Below are 22,701 nucleotides of genomic sequence, written 5' to 3'. Positions count from 1 at the left end.
GGGGAGAAGGATCGCCGCACCACCCTTTCGCAACCGCCCGCGACGGCCTAGGTAGTCGCCATGTCTGACGCCTCCCTCTCCGCGCCGCCCGTCAAGGCCAGTCCGTTTCATGAGTTGGAAGTCCTGTGGGTCCGCCACTGGAACGACCAGTTGTTCAGCTTCGGCGTGAAGCGGCCCGAGGATTTCCGCTTCCGCTCGGGCGAATTCGTCATGATCGGCCTGCCCGGCGAAGACGGCGGCAAGCCTATCCTGCGTGCCTATTCGATCGCGTCGCCCTTCTGGGCCGAGGAACTGGAGTTTTTCTCCATCAAGGTCGAGGACGGCCCCCTGACCTCGCGTCTGCAGAAGATCGTCGCAGGCGACAGCGTCCTGATGGGCAAGAAGCCGACCGGCACCCTGGTTCTGGACGCCCTGACCGGCGGCGAGCGTCTGTGGTTGATCGGCACCGGCACGGGCCTGGCGCCCTGGCTGTCGGTCGCGCGCGATCCGGAAACCTATTCCCGCTTCAAACAGGTCATCGTCTGCCACACGGTGCGCAACGTCGCCGACCTGGCCTATCGCGACTTCTTCAGCCACGAGATCCACGACGATCCGCTGGTCGGCGACGAGGCCAAGGCTCAGTTGACCTATTATCCGACCGTGACCCGCGAGCGCTTCGAGACGCCGGGCCGCATCACCGACCGCATCAAGTCGGGCGACGTCTTCGCCGACCTGCAACTGCCCATCGGCTTCTCGCCCAACAGCGACCGCGTCATGCTGTGCGGCTCGATGGCCATGATCAAGGAGACCGGCGAACTGCTGGAATCCTACGGCCTGAAAGAAGGCTCGAACGCCGAACCCGGCGACTATGTTCTGGAGCGCGCCTTTGTCGGCTGACCTGATGACCTCTCCTGCCGCCGTCGCCATCGACGACCGCAAGGCCCCGGAAGACTGCGCCACCATGGCTGACGTGCGTCAGGGCGTGGACGCCCTGGACCGCGCCCTGGTGACCCTGCTGGCCGAGCGCCAGCGCTATATGGACGCCGCCGCTCGCATCAAGCCGAACCGCGACGCCGTCTTCGATCAGGCCCGCATCGACGACGTGGTGGAAAAGGTGCTGAAGGCGGCCCAGCCCGCCGGCCTGTCGCCTGACATCGCCGAGCCGGTCTGGCGCCTGCTGATCGACCGCTGCATCGCCCACGAGTTCGGAACCTGGGACAAGACGCGCAGCTGAGTTTCTTTCTCTCCTTGTGTGAGAAGTGGCCCGTCAGGGCCGGATGAGGGGTGTCGGCGCGGCGCTTGAACGGATGTCGCCAGCCCGTGTCCTCGCACCCCTCATCCGTCCGGCTCGGCGACCTTAGTCGCGGTAGTTCAGCGCCGGGGCGCGGTCGCCCAGCAGGGCGCGGTATTCGAAGTTCGGGCCGCGACGGCGCTCGAACTCGGCCTTGGCGGCCTCGATCGTTTCGGGGCTCTGGAACAGTTCGGCGGTGGTCAGGGCCAGGGTCTTGGCCGCCAGATGAGCGCCCTTCAGGCCGATGCTCGTGCCCGCCGCCACCACGTTCTGCCACGAGTGACCGGCAGAACCCGGCACGAAGGTCGCTGTCGACAGGCCGACCGTCGGCGTGACCCACGACACGTCCGACACATCGGTCGAGCCGCCGAAGTCGCCGCCGATCACGGCGTCCTCGATTTGACCGACGGAGGCCAGGTCCGGCTTGGTGGTCAGGGTCTTCTGGATTTCCGACGCCAGGGCGGTTTCCTCGGCCGTCCAGGTGATGCCGCCGACGTGGCGCAGGTTGCGGTCCATGACGTGCATCAGGGCCTCGTTCGGCAGCATGGAATAGACGCCGCCGATGGCCTCGAACTCGACGCGGGTGCCGGTGCCCAGGGCTGCGCCGTCGGCCGCCAGCTTTACCCGCTCCAGCACGTCGCGGACGATCTCCGGGTTGTTGTGACGGACGTAGTAATAGGCCTCGGCGTAGGCCGGGACGACGTTGGGCGCCTTGCCGCCGTCGGTGATGGCGTAGTGGATGCGGGTGCGGTCGGGCACATGTTCGCGCATCAGGTTGACCATGGCGTTCATGGCCTCGACGCCGTCCAGGGCGGAGCGGCCCTTGTCGGGCGCGGCGGCGGCGTGGGAGGCCGTGCCGTAGAAGCGGAACTTGCCCGAGACATTGGCCATGGTGTCGCCCTGACGGGCCGAGTTCACATTGCCGGGGTGCCAGTGCAGCGACACGTCGACATCGTCGAACAGGCCGTCGCGGACCATGTAGACCTTGCCCGAGCCGCCTTCTTCGGCCGGGGTGCCGTAGACGCGCAGCTCGCCCTTGATGTTGTTGGCGACCATCCAGTCCTTGACCGCGATGGCGGCGTGGATGGAGGCGGCGCCGAACAGGTTGTGGCCGCAGCCGTGGCCCGCATGGCCGCCCGCGGATTCCTGGATCGGGCTGAGCGTCTGGGACAGGCCGGGCAGGGCGTCGTACTCGGCCAGGACAGCGACCACGGGGCCTTCGCCGGTCTTGAAGCTGGCCAGGAATGCGGTCGGCTCATTGGCGATGCCGGGTGTGACGGTGAAGCCGGCGTCGCGCAGCTGGCCCTGGAGCAGCGCCGCGCTCTGGGTCTCCTGATAGCCCAGCTCGGCGAACTTCCAGATTTCCAGCGCGGCGTGGTCGAGGGCGGCCTGGTTGCGGTCGACGGTGGCGATCAGGCTCTGCTTGTCCTGGGCCGACAGTTCGGCGGCTTGGACGGGCAGGGCGGCCAGCGGCGCGGCGAGGGCGGCGGCCAGGGCAAGGGCGCGCAGGGATACGGGTTTCATCTCGGGGGTCTCCCTCGTGTTCAAAAGAGAAGGGCGGAAGGCGTCGCCGCCTCCCGCCCCCTTGTCTAGATCAGACCGATCAGAAGGCCTTGCGGACGCTGGCGTACCAGTAGCGGCCGTAGGGCTGATACACCGTGCCGACGTAGCCGTCGGAGGACAGCGGGGGCTGCTCATCGGTGATGTTGCGGACGCCGACGCGCACTGCGGTGTCGGACAGCATTCCGCCGAACCGGTCGGCTCCGAACTCGTATTCGGCGTACAGATTGGCGGTGAGGGTGGAATCCACCGTCCAGTAGTCGCCCGCCGAGTTGGTGATGCTGTCATCGTACAGCGACGAAATGTACTGGGTGAAGGCGCCGACGGTCCAGGCGTCCTTGCGCCAGGTGGCCGACAGCGACCACTTCCATTCCGGACGGCCCAGGTCGGCGATCATGTCGCCCATCGAGCCAGAAACCCAGATGTTGGAGTCCAACTCGCCCGAAGCGACGGCGTCCGACAGCTTCTGCGTGTCCGGCGCCATGTCCAGATAGTACTTCAGCAGGTGCGAGACGTTCAGGTTGGCGCTGAAGTCGCCATACTGGGTTCCGCGCAGACGCCACATCACGCCCAGGTCCAGCCCTTCAACCGTCTGCGGCTGCTGGTTGGTGTAGGCGTCGGTGATGTAGAGAACCTCGCCCGCGGCATCCAGGCCGGTGCCGGCGAAGATGCGGCCGTCGGCGGCGGTGGCGTCGGCGCGCACCACGTTCGGATTGTACGAGCCGTTCTTGCGCAGCAAATAGTCCAGCGTCAGGGCGTTCTGGCCGCGGAACAGGCCGACCATGCCGGTCTGCTCGACCTGCCACCAGTCGGCGGTGAGGGTGAAGTCGCCCAGTTCTGCCGGGATGAAGCGCGGCTGGATGACCAGGCCAACTGAGAAGGTTTCCGACTCTTCCGGCTGCAGGTCGGGATTGCCGGCGCGGCGTTCCTGCGTCGACTTGCGGGCGTGGTTCTGATTGAAGTCCGCGCGCCACGGCTGGGCGACCTTGGAGGCCATCGAGGCGCCGCAGTCACGCATGCCGTTGGCGAGCGCGCCCTGACGGTTCAGGGCCTCGCAGTAGAGCCAATCGACCGACTGGTTCGAGCGGGTGATCTGGGTGGCGTTGATCTGTTCCAGGTTCGGGGCGCGGAAGCCCTCGGCCCACGAAGCGCGGATGCGGAAGCCGTCGACGATGTCCCAGGCGCCGGCGATCTTCGGCTTGGTGACGGAACCGAAGTCCGAATATTCCTCAAAACGGCCGGCCAGCTGGATTTCGAGGTTGTGGACGAGCGGAACGCCCATCTCTGGCGACACCAGGGGCGCGGCGATTTCGACATAGGCCGAGAAGACGTCACGCTCGCCGTAGGTGTCCGGGTTTTCCGACTGGTTGATCAGGTCCGACGACTTGACGCCGGCCAGGTTGGTGTAGCGGATCGTGCCGTCGACACGATCGTCGCGGTCGTCGTGCTGGGTCTCGGTGCGCAGTTCGATACCGGCCGCGACGCCGACCGGACCGGCCGGCAGCTGATAGATGTCCGGGCGCGAGATCTTGAAGTCCCACAGGCCCAGTTCGGTCTTGGTCTTGCGGACCATGTCGACGCGGATGGCGTCCAGCGCTGCCTGGTTCGACGGGGCGCCATCGCTGACCTGCGGGTTGCCGATCGTGCCGCCGTTGAAGAAATTGTAGGCGTCGGGCGTGGACTTGGCGGCCCATTCCTGAAGACGGGTCGCCGAGATGTTATCCGAGACGTCCTTGGCCGAGGCTTCCGACCACATCAGGGCCGATTCCCAGTTCCAGCCGTTCCACTCGCCGCGCACGCCGCCGAGGATGCGGAACTGCTTGTTGGTGACTTCGACGCTGATCGGACCCATGTCCGAGAAGCGGTAGCCGGTCAGGGTGATGTTCGGATCACCGGCGATCGGATTGTAGTGGTTCGAGCCGGGAATGATGAAGCTGACGCCCGAAGCGGTCGCGATCGGTTCCTGATAGGCCTGCGACTTGGCGTGGTAGAAGCCCAGTTCGCCGAAAGCCTCCACGGCGTCGTTGATCTGATAGCGGCCGGTGGTGAAGACGTTGAAACGGTCCACTTCCGGCATGACCGACAGGCCCATGCGGGCCGTGTCGGCGTTCAGGTCCGCAGGCAGGTTCGTGCCGTTGGCGAGGCACACGCCGTCCTGGGTCGGGGTGACGCAACTGGCGTGACCCTGCGGGACGATCGTGAAGCCCTGGCCGGCGGAGCCGTTCGCATTACGCACCGTGAAGCGGCCCCAGGGTGCCAGCTGCGAGGTGGCGTTCAGGCTGGAGTGGTCCTCGAAGCCGGTGCCGGCGAACAGGCTACGCTTGTCGTTGCTGGACGTGTAGTCTTGGTCCAGCGTGCTCAGCTCGCTGCGGTGATCGTAGTTGAAGAACAGCGACAGGTTGGCGCGGCTGTCCAAGAAGTCCTTGCCGCCGTAGAGTGACAGGTTGGTTTCGCGCATGCCGGTGCCTTCGGCGCCGCCGTGCTGGGCCGACATGGTCCAACTGTTCATGTCGTCGCGCAGGACGGTGTTGACCACGCCGGCCACGGCGTCGGCGCCGTAGATGGCGGCGGCGCCGTCGCGCAGGACTTCAAGGCGCTTCAGGCCCGATACCGGAATGGCGTTGGTGTTGTAGGTCAGGACCGGAACGAGGTGCTCGTTGGCCTGCGACGTCGGGTGGCCCACCACGCGGCGGCCGTTCAGCAGCACCAGGGTGTTGCCGATGCCCAGGCTGCGCAGGTTGACCGAGCCGGTGTCGCCGCGCGCCGAGTTCGAGGTGTTCGGCTGGTAGGACGAGTTGAAGGTCACATCGCCCATCTGGGGGATGGAGCGGAACAGGTCATCGCCCGAAACCGGCGCGGCGGCGATGATGTCTTCCTCGGCCAGAACCGTCACGGGCAGGGCGGCCGTCACCTTGGCGCCTTTGATCTGAGAACCGACGACGACGATCTCTTCGAGCTGGGTGATTTCACCGCCCGCTTCCTGACCGGCTTCCTGAGCGACGGCGGTCGTCGCGCCGAACAGGGCGGTTGTGGCCAGCAGGGCCGTTCTGATGCTGCGACGCGCGAATACTGAACTCATTAGACTGGGCATCCCCTGTGGTCGGCGCTCTGTGACGCCTCTGACCGTTATGTGTTGTGAACAGGCTTGGCCTTCGTCCGCCGCTTCGATGGATCGAAATTGGGCGCAGAACGGAGATTCCGCCTCGGTTCGGACTTGAAGCGGCCACAGAAGGGAACGTCAACCTTTTCGGGATAAATATTGCGGATATTCAAGATAATGAGCGCAATAATCGCAGATGAACGCCCTTGAACTGCTGTTTTCCGCAATGCTATCGCAGAGTTTATTGGCAATGTGTTCTGTCTTTTTGGGGCGGCGGGAGACTGTAACCGCTGCGGTGGGACGGGATTTGTGGCGGGGTTTGGTATGCGTATCGGTTTGATGAAGTCGGCGACGGCGGTTTCTGCGGCGGCCCTGATGCTGCTGGCGGGGCCTGTTCTGGCCCAGGAGGCGGCGGCCCAGGTCCGGCCCGCCACCGGCAGCGGCGGCGACATCGTCAACTACGGCCAGATCCACAGCCCCGTGGTGGGCCGCGGCGGCATGGTGGTCAGCCAGAGCGACCTGGCCACCCGCGTCGGCGTCGAGATCCTGCGCCAGGGCGGCAATGCTGTGGACTCGGCCGTCGCAGTCGCCTTCGCCGAGGCGGTGACCCTGCCGCGCGCAGGCAACATCGGCGGCAGCGGCTATATGGTCCTGCATATGGCGGCCACGGCCGAGCGCCCGGCCCAGACCATCGCCATCAACTATTACGGCACGGCGCCGGCGGCGACGACGCCGGACCTGCTGCTGGACGACAGCGGCCGGTTTGACCGCTCCAAGCCGTCGGGCTTCATCAACGTCTCGGTGCCGGGCACGGTCATGGGCATGTGGGAGGCGCACGCGCGCTTCGGCTCCATGCCCTGGGCCGATCTGGTCGCGCCGGCGGTCAAGCTGGCTGAGGAAGGCTATGTCCTGTCGGACGGCGAGGCCGACGCCACGGCGGGTCGGGCGCAGGTGCTCGCGACCGATCCGGGCGCGCGTGAAGCCTATCTGAAGGCGGACGGAACCCCGTATCGCGCGGGCGAGATCTTCCGCCAGCCGCTGCTGGCCGAAAGCCTGCGCAAGGTAGCGCGCGGCGGGGCGGACGAGTTCTACAAGGGCGAGCTGGCGCGTCAGATCGTGGCGGGAGTCCAGGCGGGCGGCGGCGTCATCACCATGGCCGACATGGCCGCCTATCGCGCCGATGTGTCCGAGCCGATCTGGGGCAGCTATCGCGACCACCGGATCGCCTATATGCCGCCGACGGCCTCGGGCGTCAGCGTCGCCCAGGCGCTGAACCTGCTGGAGCATTTCGACCTGCGGTCGATGGGGTGGGGCAGCGTGGACAGCCTGCACCTGATCTCCGAGGCGATGAAGATCACCTCGTCGGATCGTCGCCTGATCGGCGGGGCGCCGCAGTGGACCACCCCGGCGCACGGCCTGGCGAGCAAGGAATTCGCCGCCGAACGGGTCCGGCTGATCTCGCCGGACAAGACGCTGAAGGCCGCCGACATCCCCGAGGGCAACCCCTATCCCTATGAGAGCAAGGACACGACCCACTATTCGGTCGCGGACGCCTTCGGCAATGCGGTGTCGAACACCTACACCCTGTCCAACTCCTATGGCGCGCACGTCGCCCCGGTGGGGACGGGCATCCTGCTGAACAACCACATGGACAACTTCTACTGGGGCTCCGAAGGGCAGCCGAACTCGCCCGCGCCGGGCAAGCGGCTGGGCTCGACCATCACGCCGATGATCGTGTTCGAGGACGACAAGCCCTGGTTGGTCACGGGCACGCCGGGCGGCGGCTATATCATCGCCACCATGGTGCAACTGATCTCCAACGTCATCGATCACCGACTGAACGTGGCCGAGGCGGCCATGCGCCCGCGCCTGAACCAGGGCGCCGGGAACAGCCCGCTGGAGCTGGAGGGCGGTTTCTCGCCCGACGTGGAGCGTCTGCTGCGCGAGCGCGGCCATACGGTGCGTCCGTCCATGACAATGGGCAGCACCCAGTCCATCATGGTCGAGGGAGATCGATTCCTGGGCGCCGCCGACACCCGTCGGCCGGACGCCCTGGCGTTGGGCGTTCGCTGACCTGGGAAGCGGCCGCTAAAACTATCGGGGCTCGGAGGGGGAATACCGATGATGCGTAAGGTTCTGCTGGCGGGCGTCGCCGGCCTGGTTCTGGCCGCCGGAGCGGCGCCTGTGGTTCACGCTCAGGCGGGAGGCTCGACGAGCCGTCCCGCCGCCTCGGCGGCGTGGCAGGACGGCCTGTTCGACGTTCGGCTGGATCGCGAGAAGGGCCGCGTCCTGGCGCGCCTGTCGGCCCCAGACGCGGAGGGGGTGATCGGCCGCTACCTGTATCAGCCCGGCCTGTCGGCGGGGCTGGGCATGGATGGGGCGGGGCTGGACCGCTCGGGCCTGGGGCAGGCGCAGATCGTGGCCTTCCACAAGGTCGGCGGCCGGGTGTTCGCCCGGTTCGAGAACCATCGCTTCCGCGCCATCGACGCCAGCGCGGACGAGCAGAACGCGGTCGCCGCCTCCTTCGCCCCCTCGACCGTCTGGGCGACGGATGTGATCGAGACGGGCGCCGACGGCTCGGTCGTCGTCGATCTGACGGGCTTCCTGACGCGCGACGCGGTCAACATCGCAGGGCGGCTGAAGCGGGCGAGCCTGGGGACGTTCAAGGCGGCGCCGGACCTGGGCCATCTGGCGCTGGATCAGACCCTGGTCTTCCCGGACAATATCGAGCTGCAGACCGTCCAGACCTTCACCAGCGACGAGCCGGGCGGCGAGCTGTCGCGCATCGCGCCGGATGCGCGCGCCGTCACCCTGACGGTCCAGCACTCCTTCATCCGTCTGCCGGACGACGGCTTCCAGACCGTGCCGCACGATCCGCGCGGCGGCAGCATCAGCCAGGCGATGGCGGTGGACTTCGCCGCGCCGCTGGACCAGCCGGTCATGAAGCGGATGGCGCGCCGTTTCCGCCTGGAGAAGACCGATCCGACCGCCGCCCGGTCGGCGGTGAAGAAGCCGATCGTCTTCTACGTCGATCGCGCCGCGCCCGTCGCCATCCGCGAGGCCCTGATCGAGGGCGGCGACTGGTGGGCGCAGGCCTTTGAAGAGGCAGGCTATCTGAACGCCTTCCGGGTCGAACTGCTGCCCGAGGGCGCGCATCCGATGGATGCCCGCTACAACATCATCGCCTGGGTTCACCGCGAGACGCGCGGCTGGTCCACCGGCAGCACTGTCAGCGATCCGCGCACCGGCGAGATCGTGCGCGGCGTGGTGCAACTGGGCTCGCTGCGGGACCGGCAGGACAAGATGATCATCGAGGGCCTGGTCGGCGCCGCGCGCGCCGGGACGGGCGGTGAAGATGATCCCGACCGTCTCGCCTATCACCGCCTGCGCCACCTGTCGGCGCACGAGATCGGCCACTCCATCGGCCTGGCCCACAACTTCGCCGCCTCGACCTATGAGGGGCGGGCCTCGGTCATGGACTATCCGGCGCCGTGGGTGATCGCGGACGGGGATCGGCTGGACTTCAGCCAGGCCTATACGACCGGCGTCGGCGCCTGGGACCGCTACGCCATCGACTGGCTGTATGGCGATACGCCGGGGCAGGATCCGCAAGCGCGTCGCCTGGCCCTGGCCGCGGAGGCGCAAGCGAAGGGCTATCGCTTCGTCGGCGACGGCGACACCCGCCCGCTGGGCAGCCTGCAGCCCTATGGCGCCATGTGGGACAATGGGACCGACCCGACCGCCGAGTTCGCCAACACCCTGGCGGTGCGGCGCATCGCCCTGTCGCGCTTCGGTCTGGTCAATCTGCCGGCCGGGGCTCCGGCGGCGGACCTGCGCCGGGTGATCGTGCCGATCTACCTCTATCACCGCTATCAGACCACGGCGGTCGGACGTCAGATCGGCGGCGTCGACTACAGCTACGCCGTCAGCGGCGCCGGGCATGAGCGGGCCGACGTCGTGCCCGCTGACAAACAGCGCGCGGCGCTGGAGGCGCTGATGCTGGCGCTGTCGCCGGCCGAACTGGACCTGCGCGACGACCTGATCGACCTGCTGTCCTCGGTCCAGTCGGGCAATCCCGACCGCCAGACCCAGATCGAGCTGTTCGAGGGCAAGACCGACGCCGTGTTCGATCCGTCTTCGGCGGCGGCGGCGGCGACCCAGGTGGTGTTCGAAACCCTGCTGGCGCCCGAACGCCTGAACCGTCTGGTCGAGCAGGAGCGTCGTGATCCGGGGCAGTTGGGTCTGGTCGAGACGCTGGACCGGGTGGCGACCGCCGTCGGGTCGGGCGCGGCGTTGAGCCCGCGTCAGGCCGAGCTGCGTCGTGTGGCCCGCGCCCGCTACGCCGCCCATCTGGCCGCCCTGATCCAGGGCAAGGATCTGTCCTCGACGGCGCAGGGCGCGGTGCGCGATAGCGCGCGGCGGTTCGGCGAGCAGTTGAAGCGCTGCCGCGGCGACCGGCTGGAAACGGCCCAGTGCGCCTATCTGGCGGAAGCTCTGACCGGGCCGGTCGAGGGGCTGAAGGCGCTGAGCGAGACTTTGCCGGTGGCGCAGGCGGTGCCGCCGGGGGCACCGATCTAAAGGCCCTTCTCCCCACCGGGGGAGAAGGTGTCAGGCGAAGCATGACGGATGAGGGGCTAGGTCTGCAAACGCGGACGTCGAGAGCCTTGAGGCGTCCCTCTCATCCGAGCGCCTCCGGCGCCCACCTTCTCCCCCGGTGGGGAGAAGGGGCGTTGGTTACATCTCCCGCCAGGTCTTGCCGGTGACGCCTTCATAGTTGGTGGCGTGATAGACGCCGCGCGCCACCGCGCGGGCCAGCACATCGGCCGCGACGTTGCCCAGTTGCGCCACGGCGACCTGACGGGCGGCGGGGTCTTCGATGATTTTTTTGCCGGTCGACAGGCTGAACAGGGTGTCGCCGTCGAAGGGCGCATGGGCCGGGCGGATGGCGCGGGCCATGCCGTCCTGCGCCATGATGGCGACGCGCTGAAGCTCCACGCGTGTCAGGGCCACATCCGTGGCGATGCAGGCGATGGTGGTGTTCTCGCGCGGTTGAGGGCGGAACTTGGATGCGCCCCAGTCCTCGGCCGAGGCGTGCAGGGCGGACGAGCCGAGGCCGCCGAACTCGTCGCCGATCTCATAGGGGGCGGCCCAGAAGCTCTTGCCGCCGGGCGCCACGACCGAGCCGACGCTGTTGACCGCCACGATGGCGCCGACCGTCCAGCCCGAGGCCATGACCGCCGAGGCCGAGCCGATGCCGCCCTTCAGCGCGCCGGCCTCGGCGCCATAGCCGGCACCCGCCGTGCCGAGGTCGAAGCGGTCGCCCGCGGCCTCCAGCGCCTGAACCGACAGGCGGCGATAGGGCGGCTCCATCTCCCATTGCTTGTTCCCGCCGTTGGCCAGATCATAGAGGCAGGCGGTCGGGATGATGGGCGAGGGGGGCACGCCCGGCGCCCCGCCCATGCCGTAGCCGCGCCCGCGCATCCCCATCCATGCGGCGACGCTGTCGGCCGAGCCGAGGCCATAGACCGACCCGCCCGACAGGATGATGGCGTCCACCTCCTGCACCAGATTTTCAGGGCGCAGCACGTCGGTCTCGCGCCCGGCGGGGCCGCCGCCGCGCACGTCCACGGCAGCCGTGGCGGGCTTTTCGGCCAGGATGACGGTGACGCCGGTGCGGACGCCCGCGTCATGGGCCTGACCGACCTTGAGGCCCTCGACGTCGGTGATCAGGTTCAGCGGCCCGGTGCGGCCTGAGGCGCGGGCGGCGCTCTGGGCGGCCGGTTTGGCGCTGGCGGCGCCCGCTGCGGAGGCTGCGGCGCCGATCAGGGCCGAGCCGAGGACGGTTCTGCGGTTCATCCGGCGGTTTCCTTTTCCAGAGCTTTATTGCGGACCAGATCTGGCGTCGCCGCCAGAAGTTTCTGCGTATAGGGGTGCGATGGTGCGGCGAAGACGGCGGCCGTCTCGCCCTGTTCGACGATCTTTCCGGCCTGCATGACCAGCAGGCGATCCGTCACCGTGCGCACGACGCTGAGGTCGTGGGTGACGAAGAGGTAGGACAGGCCGAGGCGATCCGACAGATCGGCCAACAGGTCCAGCACCTGGGCCCGCACCGAGACGTCCAGCGCCGAGACCGCCTCGTCCAGACAGATGACCGACGGCTCGGTGATCAGGGCGCGGGCGATGGCGATGCGCTGGCGCTGGCCACCCGAAAACTCGTGCGGATAGCGGTCGGCGGCGGCGCTGTTCAGACCCACGCGCTCCAGCATTTCATCGACGCGGCGGCGGGCCTCGACGGGGGAGGGGCGGGCGTCCAGCAGGTGGAAGTTTTCGGCCACCAGATCGCTGACCTTCCAGCGCGGGTCGAAGCTGCCGTAGGGGTCCTGAAACACCACCTGGATGTCGCGGCGGATGGCCTTCAGGGCGGCGCCGCGCGCGGCGGTGATGTCGCGGCCCTTGACCCGGACGCGGCCCGCCTGCGGCGTCTCCAGCGCGAGGATGGCGCGCAGCAGGGTGGACTTGCCGCAGCCGCTCTCGCCGACGAGGCCGAGGCTCTCGCCCGGCTGGATCGACAGGCTGACCTGATCGACGGCGCGGAAGGCTTTCGACTTGCCGAACAGGGCGGGCGCGCCGCCGTATTCGCGCACCAGACCCTCGACCTGAAGCACGGGGGCGGCGTCGGCCTGCGGGCGGCTGAGGCGCGTGGGGGCGTGGGTCGCGTTGGCCAGCAGGCGCCGGGAATAGGCGTGGCCCATGCCGGTGCGGATACGGTCGACGGGCGCTTCCTCGACCAGTTCGCCGTCCTTCATCACCGCCAGCCGGTCGGCGGTCTCGGCCACGACGGCGAGGTCGTGGGTGATCAGGATCAGGCCCATGCCGTCCTCGCGCACCAGCCGCTTCAGCAGGTCCAGCACCTGAGACTGCGTCGTCACGTCCAGCGCCGTCGTCGCCTCGTCCGCGATCAGCAGCTTGGGCGTCAGGGCGATGGCGATGGCGATGGCGACGCGCTGTCTCTGGCCGCCAGACAGTTCGTGCGGATAGCGCGTCAAAGGGAAGCGCTCGGCGGGCAGGCCGACGCGCTCCAGCACGGAACGGGCGACGGCGAGGGCCTCCTTGCGAGACGCCTTCTTGTGCAGGCGCACGGTCTCGGCGACCTGATCGCCGATGGTCATGACCGGGTTCAGGGCCGTCATCGGCTCCTGAAAGATGATGCCCACGTCGCGGCCGCGCACCTGCTGCATCACGGCGTCTGGGGCGTTCGAGACGACCTGGCCGTTCAGACGGATTTCGCCGGTCAGGGTCGCGCGTGGCGGCGTCAGGCCCAGCACGGCCAGCGCGGTCATGGACTTGCCCGAGCCGCTCTCGCCGACGAGGCCGAGGATTTCGCCGGGGGCGACGGACAGGCTGACGTTCTTCAGGATCGGCGTCTGGCCGATCGACAGGCTGAGGTCGCGGATATCGAGGACGGTCATGGTCAACGCTCCCGCCGCACGCGCGGGTCGAACAGGTCGCGCAGGCCGTCGCCGGTCAGGCTGAGGCCCAGCACGGTCACGAAGATGGCGAGGCCCGGCATGATGGCCAGCCACGGCGCGAAACCGATCATGGTCTGGGCCTCGGCCAGCATCCGGCCCCAGCTGGGCGCAGGCGGCTGGGCCCCCAGGCCGACGTAGGACAGGCCGGCCTCGGCGACGATGCCGACGGCGAACTGGATGGCGGCCTGCACGACCAGCAGACTCATCAGATTGGGCAGGATGTGCTGGAGCGAGATCAGGGCCTTGGACTTGCCCGCCGTGCGGGCGGCCAGAACGTATTCGCGAGTCCACAGCCCTTGCGCTGCACCGCGCGCGACGCGGGTGAAGACGGGGATGTTGAAGACACCGATGGCGATGACGGCGTTGATCGCGCCCGGCCCCATGACGGCGGTGATCATCACGACCAGCAGCAGGGCGGGGAAGGCGAAGATCAGGTCGTTGCCGCGCATGACCAGTTCGTCGATCCAGCCCCCGCGCGCCGCCGCCGTCAGACCTAGCGGCGTGCCGATCGCGACCCCGATGCCGACGGCGACGAAGGCCACGACGAGGGAGTTCTGCGCTCCCGCCATGATCATCGACAGCACGTCGCGGCCGAAGTGGTCCGTGCCGAACGGGTGGGCGGCGGAGGGGGCGGTCAGCTTGGCGGCGATGTCGACCGCCTCGACGTCGTAGGGCGTCCATGCCAAGGCCAGCAGGGCCGTCGCCAGCACTATGGCGGTCAGGCCTGCGCCGACGATCAGCGACAGGGGCCAGCGCACGCGGGGCTTGGCGGGGGCGGTGATGGCGGAGGCGTCGGTCATGCGCGGCGCCCCCTCAGGCGCGGATCAGCGAACAGGTAGGCCAGGTCGATCAGGAAGCTGACCAGAACCACGGCGAAGACCAGAACCACCACCACGCTCTGCACCACGATCAGGTCGCGCTGGGTGATGGCCTGGAATACCAGTCGGCCGAGGCCGGGCAGGGAGAAGACGTTCTCGATGATGATGCCGCCCGCCAGCAGGAAGGGGAACTGAAGACCCAGAATGGTCAGGACCGGGATCCAGGCGTTGCGCAGCGCGTGACGCCACAGGGCCTGATTGACCGACAGACCCTTGGCGCGGGCGGTGCGGACATAGTCCTCGTTCATGGTGTCGAGCAGGGCGGTCCTCAGCACGCGCGCCAGAATGGCGGCCTGCGGCGCGGCCAGCGCCACGGCGGGCAGGACCAGGGCCTTGAAAGCCGGCCAGAAACCTGAACCCCAGCCGGGGAAGCCGCCCGCCGAGAACCAGCCCAGGTTCACCGAGAACAGCAGGATCAGCAGCATGGCGATCCAGAAGTTGGGCAGGGCGACGCCGACCTGCGTCACGCTGATCAGGCCGGTGTCGACGGCGGTTCCCCTGCGGCTGGCGGCGGTGACGCCGATAGGCAAGGCGACCACCAACGACAGGACGGTGGCCATCAGGGCTAACGGCGCCGACACGGCCAGACGTTCCGCAATCAGGCCGCCGACCGGCACCTGATAGGTGTAGCTGGTCCCGAACTTGCCGGTCAGCAGGTCGCCGAGCCAGGCGAGGTAGCGCTCAAGGCCCGAGCCTTCGAGGCCCATCTGCTGGCGTAGGGCGGCGATGCTTTCGGGGCTGGCGTTCAGCCCCATCATATAGCTGGCCGGATCGCCCGGCACGACCTGCAGCAGCAGGAAGATGACCACGGTCGCCGCCAGCAGAGTCAGCGCGTGACCGCCCAGCTTCTTCAGCAGCCAGGCCGCGCCGAAGCGCCAGGCGACGAAGGCCAGCAGGGCCGCGCCCGCAATCAGGCTGATCCAGCCCCACGGCAGGCCGCCGCTCGTGCGCTCGGCGGTCGCGGCGCCCGCTGCGCCTGCGCCGGTCCAGTAGGCGCCGGTGACGTCGTTGGCGGCGATGGGGCCGTTGATCCACAGGCCGTTCACGTCCGCCTTCCACACGCCGATGCGCGAGGACTGGAACAGGAAGCCGTTGACCGCGTCATCGGCGATGCGGCGTTGCAGATCGCCCAGCAGGCGGTTGCGCGTCGGTTCGTCCGGGGCGGCGTTTACTTCGGCCAGCAGGGCGTCGAAGGCGGGGCTGTCGTAGCCGAAATAGTAGTCCTTGCGGCCGTAGATGTCGTAGTCCATCGGCTCGACGTGCTCGACGATGGTCAGGTCGAACTGGCGGCGCTTGAACACCTGATCCAGCCACTGGGCCCATTCCAGATTCTCGATCCTGGCGCGGATGCCCGCCTGCGCCAGTTGCGAGATCAGCACCTCGCCGCTGCGCCGGGCGTAGGGGCGCGGCGGCAGGCGCAGGGTCACGTCGATGCCGTTGGGATAGCCCGCCTCGGCCAGCAGGGCGCGCGCCTTGGCTGGGTCGTGAGGAGACAGGCCGGTCAGGTCGACATAGCCCGGCGCCTGACGCGAATAGTGGCTGCCGATCGGCTGGCCGAAGCCGAACATGGCGCCCTGGATCAGGGCGTCCCGGTCGATGGCGTAGGACAGGGCGCGGCGCACCCGCACGTCATTGAACGGCGCCTTGGTGTTGTTGATGCCGAGGATAACCTTGCCCTCGGAGGCGCCGACGACGACGCGGAAGCGCGGGTCGCGCTGGAACTGGGCCACGTTCTCGGGCGCGGGATAGTTGGGGAAGGCGTCCACATCGCCCGCGCTGACGGCGGCGAAGGCGGCGGTCGGATCGCTGATGAAGCGGAAGACGACGCTGTTCAGGCGCGGCGCTGCGCCCCAGTAGCCGTCGCGGCGGATCAGGGCCAGCTGGCTGCCGCGCTGCCAGCCTTGCAGCTTGAACGGGCCGGTGCCGATGGGTGTGACGGCGTTGGTCGCGGCGCTCTTTGGCGACACCATGACTGCATCGCCCCAGGCCAGAACGTATGGCAGGGTCGCCATGGGTCGGGACAGGTGGATGCGCAGGGTCGCCGGGTCGACGACCTCGACGTTGCGGATCGGCACGAACAGGGCCTTCTGGGCGTTGGTCGAGCCTTCGGCGGTGATGCGGTCGAGAGAGAATTTCGCGACGGCGGCGTCGAACGGCGAGCCATCTGAAAACGTCACGCCGCGCCGCAGGTGGAAGGTCCAGGTCAGGCCGTCGGGGGCGGCTTCCCACGACTCGGCCAGAGACGGCGCGACGGCGCCGTTCTGGGTCAGCCGGGTCAGGCCCTCGAAGACGTTGGCGTAGACGACTTCATCCACCGCCGCCGCCGCGCCCGAGGTCGGATCGAGGTTCGGCGGCTCCAGCGGCAGGCCAAGGATCAGACGGTCGCGTGGGGCCTGCGCCTCGACGGCGCCGGGCAGGGCCGCCGCCAGGCCGAACATCAGCGCGGCGGCCGCCAGCGCGCGCCGGGCGCGTCGCCAAACCTGTCGTCCCATGCCCGATGTCACGCGGTCACGCCTCCCGTCCTGATCGCAGCATCGCTCAAATCGGCCACGGCGTCAGGGCGTGTCGCGCACAATGGCGGCCAGACGGTCGATCAGTTCGTCGATCTGGGCGTGGCTGATGATCAGGGGCGGCGACAGGGCGATGACGTCGGCGGTGACGCGGATCAGCAGGCCTTCGTCGAAGGCGCGGTGGAAGACTTCCGTGGCGCGGGCGCCTGGCGCGCCGGGGCGCGGCTCCAGCTCGATCCCTGCGACCAGGCCCAGATCACGGATGTCGATGACGTGGCGCAGCCCCCTCAGACTGTGCACCGCGTCCTGCCAGTAAGGCGTCAGCTCGGCCGCGCGCTGGAACAGGCCTTCGCTCTCATAGACGTCCAGCGTAGCCAGGCCCGCCGCCGCCGCCAGCGGGTGGCCGGAATAGGTGTAGCCGTGGAAGAACTCGATGCCCGGCCCGGCCGCGCCCTCGACCACGGCCTGATAGACGGCGCTGCTGACGCCCACGGCGCCCATCGGCACGGCGCCGTTGGTCAGCCCCTTGGCGCAGGTCATCAGGTCGGGCGTGACGCCCAGCGCCTCGGCCGCCGTCAGGGCGCCCAGGCGCCCGAAGCCGGTGATGACCTCATCGAAGATCAGCAGGATGCCGTGTTGCGCCGTGATCTCGCGCAGACGCTCCAGATAGCCGATCGGCGGCACGATCACTCCGGCCGAGCCGGACATGGGCTCGACAATGACGGCGGCGATGGTTTCGGCGCCGTGCGTCTCGATCAGAGCCTCCAACTCATCGGCCAGATGCAGGCCCCAGACCGGCTGGCCGCGCGTGAAGGCGGCCTCGTCCAGGTTCAGCGTGTGCGACAGGTGGTCGACGCCGGGCAGGGTGGGGAAGCCGCGCTTGTTGTTCTCCAGCCCGCCGACGGAAATGCCGCCGAAGCCGACGCCGTGGTAGCCCTTCTGGCGGCCGATCAGGCGGGTGCGGTTCTCGAACCCTCTGGCGCTTTGATAGGCGAGGGCGATCTTCAGAGCGGTGTCGACCGCTTCTGACCCCGAACCGGCGAAGAAGACGTGGTTCAGGTCGCCGGGCAGCAGCATCCCCAGACGCGACGCCAGCTCGAACGCCAGCGGATGGCCCAGCTGGAAGGTCGGGGCGTAGTCCAGAATCTCGGCCTGACGCTGGATCGCCTCGACGATCGGCTTGCGGGCGTGGCCGGCGTTGACGCACCACAGACCGGCCGTCCCGTCCAGCACGGCCCGACCGTCGGGCGTGAAGTAGTGCATGTCCCTGGCCGAGGCGAACAGGCGCGGCTGCGCCTTGAAGGCGCGGTTCGCCGTGAAGGGCATCCAGAAAGGATCAAGGTCGTTTGCGGCCTTGCCGGCGTTTGCAGCGGTCATGCGGTCATCCTCTGTCTTTCGCCAGTAGCGGCTGAACCGCGACGAAAGGGAAGACTGTTACTTGTTGGGCGCAACGCGCAGATAAAAAGAGATATTTTATCTGCGCGCTCGATTTACTGAGCGGGTTGATCGATCAGTAACGCAGGGTCAGCCGCGCCCCGATCGTGCGCGGACGGCCAGGCTGGGCGATGTCCGCACTGGTGAAGAAGTTGCGCGTCAGGTCGTAGTCTTCATCGAACAGGTTGCGCGCCCAGAAGGCGATGGACCAGTCGGCGTCTTCTGGTCCGACGGTGATGCTGGCGTTGGCCAGCCAATAGGCCTCGACATCGTATTTGGCGCCCAGCCAGGACGGGTATTCGTCGCGATAGCTGTAGTTGGCCTCGGCCGTGACCGCGAAGCCGCCGACCGTCCAGTCATAGCTGACCGAGCCGCCGTAGGACCAGGCAGGGAAGGGAATCTTCTGGCCCGACTTGTCGATGTAGACGGTGGCGCGCGGCGTCTGCTGGCAGGCGCCGATGTCCAGGTCGATGAAGTCGGTGTACTCGCCCTTCTTGTAGCTGAGGTTCTGGCTGATCCGCAGACCGGCGGCGGGGCGGAAGACGCCCTCCAGTTCGGCGCCGTAGATCTTGGAATCGGCGTTGGTGAAGCGCCCGACCGGGCCGTTGACGCCGCAGACGGCCGACAGCACCTGTTGGCCGTTGTAGTCGTAGTAGTAGGCCGCGCCGTTGATCTGGACCGCGCGCGACGGATCGGCCTTGAAGCCCAGTTCATAGGCCCACAGGATTTCCGGGTCGAACGGTTCGATGCCGCTGCTGTCGCCGGTGTTGTAGGTGGTGAAGCCGCCCGACTTGGCGCCCCGGCTGGCCGAGCCGTAGATCAGGACATTGTCGGCGGGTTTGAACTCCAGCGCCGCCTTGCCGGTTAGCGGGGTCATCTTGGTGTCGACGCTGGTCGGGGGCAGGGCGGTGGCGCCGCCGAAGGCCGAGCCGAAGCCTTCGAGCTCGCGCGTCTCTTCCTCGTAGCGCAGGCCCAGGATGGCCTTCCATCGCTCGGAGAAGGCGTATTCGGCCTGACCGAACAGGCTCCAGGACTCGACCTTCTGGTCATAGGTGACCTGGGCGTAGGTGCCGTAGATGTCGATGAAGTCCGAGAAGTAACGCTCGTCGAGATCCTGTTTCGAATAGTAGAAACCGGCCACCCAGGTCAGGGGGCTATCGTTGTCCGAGGCCAGACGCAGTTCCTGCGATAGGACATTCACATCGCTGCCGAAGAAGGTGTCGGCCTCGACCGAGGCGCTGGAATCCCAGTCGCCGTATTCGCTGCGCTCCAGCGTTTCATAGCTGGTGATGCTGGACAGGTTCATGCCCTTGAGCGCCAGATTGGCGTTCAGCGAGGCGCCCCAGGAGGAGTTGTCTCGGCCCGGCTTGGCGTTCACATCGCGGCCGATGGCGTCGGCGAAACGCTGCGACAGACCCCAGCCGGTCTTGGAGCGATCCTTGTCGGCGGGGATGACCGGACCCGCGCCCAGTCGGGTGTGCAGGTCGCTGATCAGATACAGGCCCTGGTTCTCGGACTTGTCGACGCCGCCGTGGACGTCGAGCAGGGCCGTGAAGGTTTCATTGGGCGTCCATTCCAGCAGGGCGCGGGCGCCGGTGCGGTCGGCGTCGCCCAGGCTTTCGCCGGTGTCGCGGTTGCGCTGCCAGGCGCCGCCCTGTTCGGTCGAGACGGCCAGACGGCCGCGCAGGGTTTCGGCCAGCGGGCCGGAGACATAGCCCTCGCCCCGGAACAGGTTGTGGCTGCCCCATTCGGTCATCAGCCCGGCGGCCAGTTCCTCGGTCGGGCGCTTGGTGACGAAGCTGATGGCGCCGCCGGTGGTGTTGCGGCCATAGAGGGTGCCCTGCGGCCCACGCAGCACCTCGACACGGTCGATGTCGAAGATCAGTCCCTGCGTCATGACCGGGACCGGATAGGCGACCTCATTCACATAGACGCCGACGGTGGGCGAGTTGTTTGAGGCGTAGTCCTGAAAGCCCACGCCGCGCATCCGGAACTGGGCCGCGCCGCCGCCGAAGGCCGGTTCGACCTCCAGGTTGGGCGTGGCGTTCTGAAGCTGGTTGACGTTGGTGACGCCCTGCTGCGTCAGGCTTTCGCCGCTGAGGACGCTGAGGGCGATGCCGACATCCTGGGCCGCCTGTTCGCGGCGCTGGGCGGTGACGATGACCTCGTCGACCGTGGTGGCGGCCGGTTCGTCGGGCGCGCGTTGCGCGGCGACGGAGGTGGCGGACAGGGCGAACAAGGCCCCGGCGGAAACGCTGACCATCAGACGATTCATCGTCTTTCCTCCCCATGAGGCCGCCGCAGTCTGAAGCCGCGTTCAGCCGTCGCGACCGGGACAGCCCGGTCGCCGAACTATCTCCGCTGTCGATGCTTTGTGCAATGCAGCACGTGTGTGCGGTTGCGATGATCGACGACGGGGAACCCTCTTCCCTTGGGGATTAGTAGTCGCTCAGGGGTAAGATTGAGCAAGGCTGTTTCTTGTTTTGTCTATGTCTCTGTCGGCTAAAGGAAAAATATTCCAATGATCGGAATACTGATCGTTTGCAACGACACTGTCAGAAGGTGGGCGGCGTGCAGGCGCTGATGACCACGCAGGGGACATCGCCGATGTTGCGGAAGCGATGCTGCAGGACGCTGGGAAACAGATAGCCTTCGCCCGCTTTCAGCACCCGCGACTGGCCGTCGACGGTGACTTCCAGACGGCCCGAGATGATCATGCCGCCCTCTTCGCCTTCGTGGGACAGCATGACCCGGCCGCTGTCCGAGCCGGGCTGATAGGTCTCATACAGGATCTGCAGGCTGGAATCCTGACTGGACCCCAGCTGGCGATAGGAGACTTCGCCGCGCGAGATGTCGGTCAGTTCGTCGTGCCGATAGAAGTATTTGGTCGGGGTCTCGAACTCCGAGCTGAAGAAGTCGCCCAGCGATATGCCCGCCGCGTCCAGCAGCCGCTTCAGCGAGCCGACGGAGGGGCTGGTGCGGCCGCTCTCGACCAGGCTGACGGTGCTGGACGGCACGCCCGCCTTTCGAGCCAGCGCGCGTTGCGACAGGCCGAGGCGGTCGCGAAGGGCGCGCAGGCGCGGGCCGATGATGTTTTCTTCTTCCATATCGCCACGCGCCATCTCGCTAGCTCCGTTTGCGGGTCAGCAGGTCATAGGCCGCGCGAGCCATGACCTTGGCCGAGTTGGTCATGTCGTCGATGCCCACCCATTCGTCCGGCTGGTGCGCCAGATCCAGCACGCCGGGGCCGTAGGCGATGCAGTCCTTCAGCTTGCCGATGCGGTCGATGTGCTTCTGGTCATAGGTGCCGGGCGAGCAGACGAACTGGGCCTTTTTGCCCAGCACCGTCTCGATGGCGGCGGCCGTCGTGCTGGCGACGGGGCCGTCGCGGTCGGCCATGCTGGGCGCAACCTGGAACAGGTCGCGCATCTCATAGCGGAAGCCGTGACGCTGGGCCGCCAGACCGTCGAGGATGGCTTTTACCTCGCCCTTCACGTCCTCCAGAGACTCCTCGATCAGGAAGCGGCGGTCGATGACCATGCGGCTGGAATCGGCGACGCAGGGCGCGGGCAGGCCGTCGAAGCCCTCGGCCTGGCCGCCGTGGATGGAGTTGATGTTCATCGTCGACTGGCGGGCGCCCTCGGGCACAACCGGCATGTCGGAATGGCGGGCGGCCATGGCGGGATAGAGCTTGCTCTCGAACTCCTCCATCACCGCGCCCATGTGGCGGATGGCGGAATCGCCCAGGAAAGGCATGGAGCCGTGGGCGATGCGGCCCTTGGTCTCGATCTCGGCCCACCAGACGCCGCGGTGTCCGATGCAGACACGGTCCACGTTCAGCGGCTCGGGGATGATGACGTGGTTGACGCGCGGCTCGGAGAACCAGCCGCGTTCGGCCAGATAGGCGACGCCGCCGTAACCGCCGGATTCCTCGTCCACGGTGCCGGAAATTTCGAGCGCGCCGGGCAGGGGCAGGCCGGAATCGATCAGGGCCTCGACCGCGATGATGGAGGCGGCCAGCCCGCCCTTCATGTCGCAGGCGCCGCGACCGTAGACTTTGCCGTCTTTCACCTCGCCGCCGAAGGGATCGACGGTCCAGCCGGCGCCGACCTCGACCACGTCGATATGGCTGTTGAAGTGGACGCAAGGCCCCGGTTCAGAGCCGGTCCAGCGGGCGATGACGTTGGTGCGGGGGTATTGATCGCTGTCGCCCGGCGAACCTTCGCCGCGCACATATTCGACGGTGAAGCCGCGCTTCTTCAGCCGCTCGCCGATGTATTCGGCGCAGGGACGATAGGCCTCGCCCGGCGGGTTGATAGTGGGGAAGCGGATCAGGTCCTGCGTCAGGGCGACCAGTTCGTCGGCGCGGCCGTCGATCAGGTCCATCACGGTCTGCAGGGTCGGGGCGCTCATCGGTTGA

At 67.8% G+C, this 22,701-nt stretch carries 14 protein-coding genes; 4 read left to right on the top strand and 10 right to left on the bottom strand.

From position 1 onward, the window contains the following. Positions 1–60: 60 nt before the first annotated feature. Complete coding sequence (locus FM111_RS07055; protein ID WP_087140258.1) at positions 61–876, top strand: ferredoxin--NADP reductase; 816 nt, start codon at positions 61–63, stop codon at positions 874–876. A 4-nt stretch (positions 877–880) separates the two neighbouring features. Further along, positions 881–1,213: a chorismate mutase gene (locus tag FM111_RS07050; RefSeq protein ID WP_087140271.1), complete on the top strand. Its 333-nt coding sequence runs from the start codon at positions 881–883 to the stop codon at positions 1,211–1,213. A 123-nt stretch (positions 1,214–1,336) separates the two neighbouring features. Here FM111_RS07050 and FM111_RS07045 read toward each other — a convergent pair whose 3' ends face one another. Further along, positions 1,337–2,794 carry an amidohydrolase gene (locus FM111_RS07045; RefSeq protein ID WP_179205045.1) on the bottom strand — a complete coding sequence of 486 codons (1,458 nt, stop codon included), beginning with the start codon at positions 2,792–2,794 and terminating at the stop codon, positions 1,337–1,339. 79 nt (positions 2,795–2,873) lie between these two features. Further along, positions 2,874–5,909 carry a TonB-dependent receptor plug domain-containing protein gene (locus FM111_RS07040; protein ID WP_087140257.1) on the bottom strand — a complete coding sequence of 1,012 codons (3,036 nt, stop codon included), beginning with the start codon at positions 5,907–5,909 and terminating at the stop codon, positions 2,874–2,876. Between the two features lie 345 nt (positions 5,910–6,254). On the opposite strand from FM111_RS07040, the gene ggt reads away from it, so the two are divergent. Both ggt and FM111_RS07030 read left to right on the top strand, forming a co-directional pair. Further along, complete coding sequence (gene ggt / locus FM111_RS07035) at positions 6,255–8,003, top strand: gamma-glutamyltransferase (RefSeq protein ID WP_087140256.1); 1,749 nt, start codon at positions 6,255–6,257, stop codon at positions 8,001–8,003. A gap of 48 nt (positions 8,004–8,051) precedes the next feature. Beyond that, entirely contained in the window at positions 8,052–10,508 is a 2,457-nt protein-coding gene (locus FM111_RS07030) for a zinc-dependent metalloprotease (protein ID WP_087140255.1), read from the top strand. 156 nt (positions 10,509–10,664) lie between these two features. Here FM111_RS07030 and FM111_RS07025 read toward each other — a convergent pair whose 3' ends face one another. From FM111_RS07025 to FM111_RS06990, 8 genes are all read right to left on the bottom strand, one after another. Then, positions 10,665–11,786: a P1 family peptidase gene (locus FM111_RS07025; protein WP_087140254.1), complete on the bottom strand. Its 1,122-nt coding sequence runs from the start codon at positions 11,784–11,786 to the stop codon at positions 10,665–10,667. Next, entirely contained in the window at positions 11,783–13,399 is a 1,617-nt protein-coding gene (locus tag FM111_RS07020) for an ABC transporter ATP-binding protein (protein WP_087140253.1), read from the bottom strand. The genes FM111_RS07025 and FM111_RS07020 overlap by 4 nt, the downstream gene beginning before the upstream one ends. 2 nt (positions 13,400–13,401) lie before the next feature. After that, positions 13,402–14,259, bottom strand: coding sequence for an ABC transporter permease (locus FM111_RS07015; RefSeq protein ID WP_087140252.1), 858 nt, complete (start codon positions 14,257–14,259; stop codon positions 13,402–13,404). Then, positions 14,256–16,829 (bottom strand): ABC transporter substrate-binding protein, encoded by a 2,574-nt coding sequence (locus FM111_RS07010; protein WP_087140251.1) that lies wholly within the window; start codon positions 16,827–16,829, stop codon positions 14,256–14,258. The genes FM111_RS07015 and FM111_RS07010 overlap by 4 nt, the downstream gene beginning before the upstream one ends. 63 nt (positions 16,830–16,892) lie before the next feature. Beyond that, positions 16,893–18,224, bottom strand: coding sequence for an aspartate aminotransferase family protein (locus tag FM111_RS07005; protein ID WP_087140250.1), 1,332 nt, complete (start codon positions 18,222–18,224; stop codon positions 16,893–16,895). A 133-nt stretch (positions 18,225–18,357) separates the two neighbouring features. Further along, a complete protein-coding gene (locus FM111_RS07000; RefSeq protein WP_256968129.1) occupies positions 18,358–20,556 on the bottom strand; it encodes a TonB-dependent receptor in 2,199 nt (732 codons plus the stop codon). 280 nt (positions 20,557–20,836) lie between these two features. Then, entirely contained in the window at positions 20,837–21,403 is a 567-nt protein-coding gene (locus FM111_RS06995; protein ID WP_087140249.1) for a cupin domain-containing protein, read from the bottom strand. A 4-nt stretch (positions 21,404–21,407) separates the two neighbouring features. Next, positions 21,408–22,694: an acetylornithine deacetylase/succinyl-diaminopimelate desuccinylase family protein gene (locus FM111_RS06990; RefSeq protein ID WP_087140248.1), complete on the bottom strand. Its 1,287-nt coding sequence runs from the start codon at positions 22,692–22,694 to the stop codon at positions 21,408–21,410. Positions 22,695–22,701 lie beyond the last annotated feature (7 nt).

Origin of the sequence: Brevundimonas diminuta 3F5N (assembly GCF_900163625.1) — a bacterium.
GTDB classification, from domain to species: Bacteria; Pseudomonadota; Alphaproteobacteria; order Caulobacterales; family Caulobacteraceae; genus Brevundimonas; species Brevundimonas diminuta_A.
This window is presented reverse-complemented; position numbering and strand designations above follow the sequence as displayed.

Coding starts and splice junctions, on each gene's coding strand:
- FM111_RS07055 (WP_087140258.1), top strand. CDS start 61: ATGTCTGACGCCTCCCTCTCCGCGCCGCCCGTCAAGGCCAGTCCGTTT.
- FM111_RS07050 (WP_087140271.1), top strand. CDS start 881: ATGACCTCTCCTGCCGCCGTCGCCATCGACGACCGCAAGGCCCCGGAA.
- FM111_RS07045 (WP_179205045.1), bottom strand. CDS start 2,794: ATGAAACCCGTATCCCTGCGCGCCCTTGCCCTGGCCGCCGCCCTCGCC.
- FM111_RS07040 (WP_087140257.1), bottom strand. CDS start 5,909: ATGAGTTCAGTATTCGCGCGTCGCAGCATCAGAACGGCCCTGCTGGCC.
- ggt (WP_087140256.1), top strand. CDS start 6,255: ATGCGTATCGGTTTGATGAAGTCGGCGACGGCGGTTTCTGCGGCGGCC.
- FM111_RS07030 (WP_087140255.1), top strand. CDS start 8,052: ATGATGCGTAAGGTTCTGCTGGCGGGCGTCGCCGGCCTGGTTCTGGCC.
- FM111_RS07025 (WP_087140254.1), bottom strand. CDS start 11,786: ATGAACCGCAGAACCGTCCTCGGCTCGGCCCTGATCGGCGCCGCAGCC.
- FM111_RS07020 (WP_087140253.1), bottom strand. CDS start 13,399: ATGACCGTCCTCGATATCCGCGACCTCAGCCTGTCGATCGGCCAGACG.
- FM111_RS07015 (WP_087140252.1), bottom strand. CDS start 14,259: ATGACCGACGCCTCCGCCATCACCGCCCCCGCCAAGCCCCGCGTGCGC.
- FM111_RS07010 (WP_087140251.1), bottom strand. CDS start 16,829: ATGGGACGACAGGTTTGGCGACGCGCCCGGCGCGCGCTGGCGGCCGCC.
- FM111_RS07005 (WP_087140250.1), bottom strand. CDS start 18,224: ATGACCGCTGCAAACGCCGGCAAGGCCGCAAACGACCTTGATCCTTTC.
- FM111_RS07000 (WP_256968129.1), bottom strand. CDS start 20,556: ATGAATCGTCTGATGGTCAGCGTTTCCGCCGGGGCCTTGTTCGCCCTG.
- FM111_RS06995 (WP_087140249.1), bottom strand. CDS start 21,403: ATGGCGCGTGGCGATATGGAAGAAGAAAACATCATCGGCCCGCGCCTG.
- FM111_RS06990 (WP_087140248.1), bottom strand. CDS start 22,694: ATGAGCGCCCCGACCCTGCAGACCGTGATGGACCTGATCGACGGCCGC.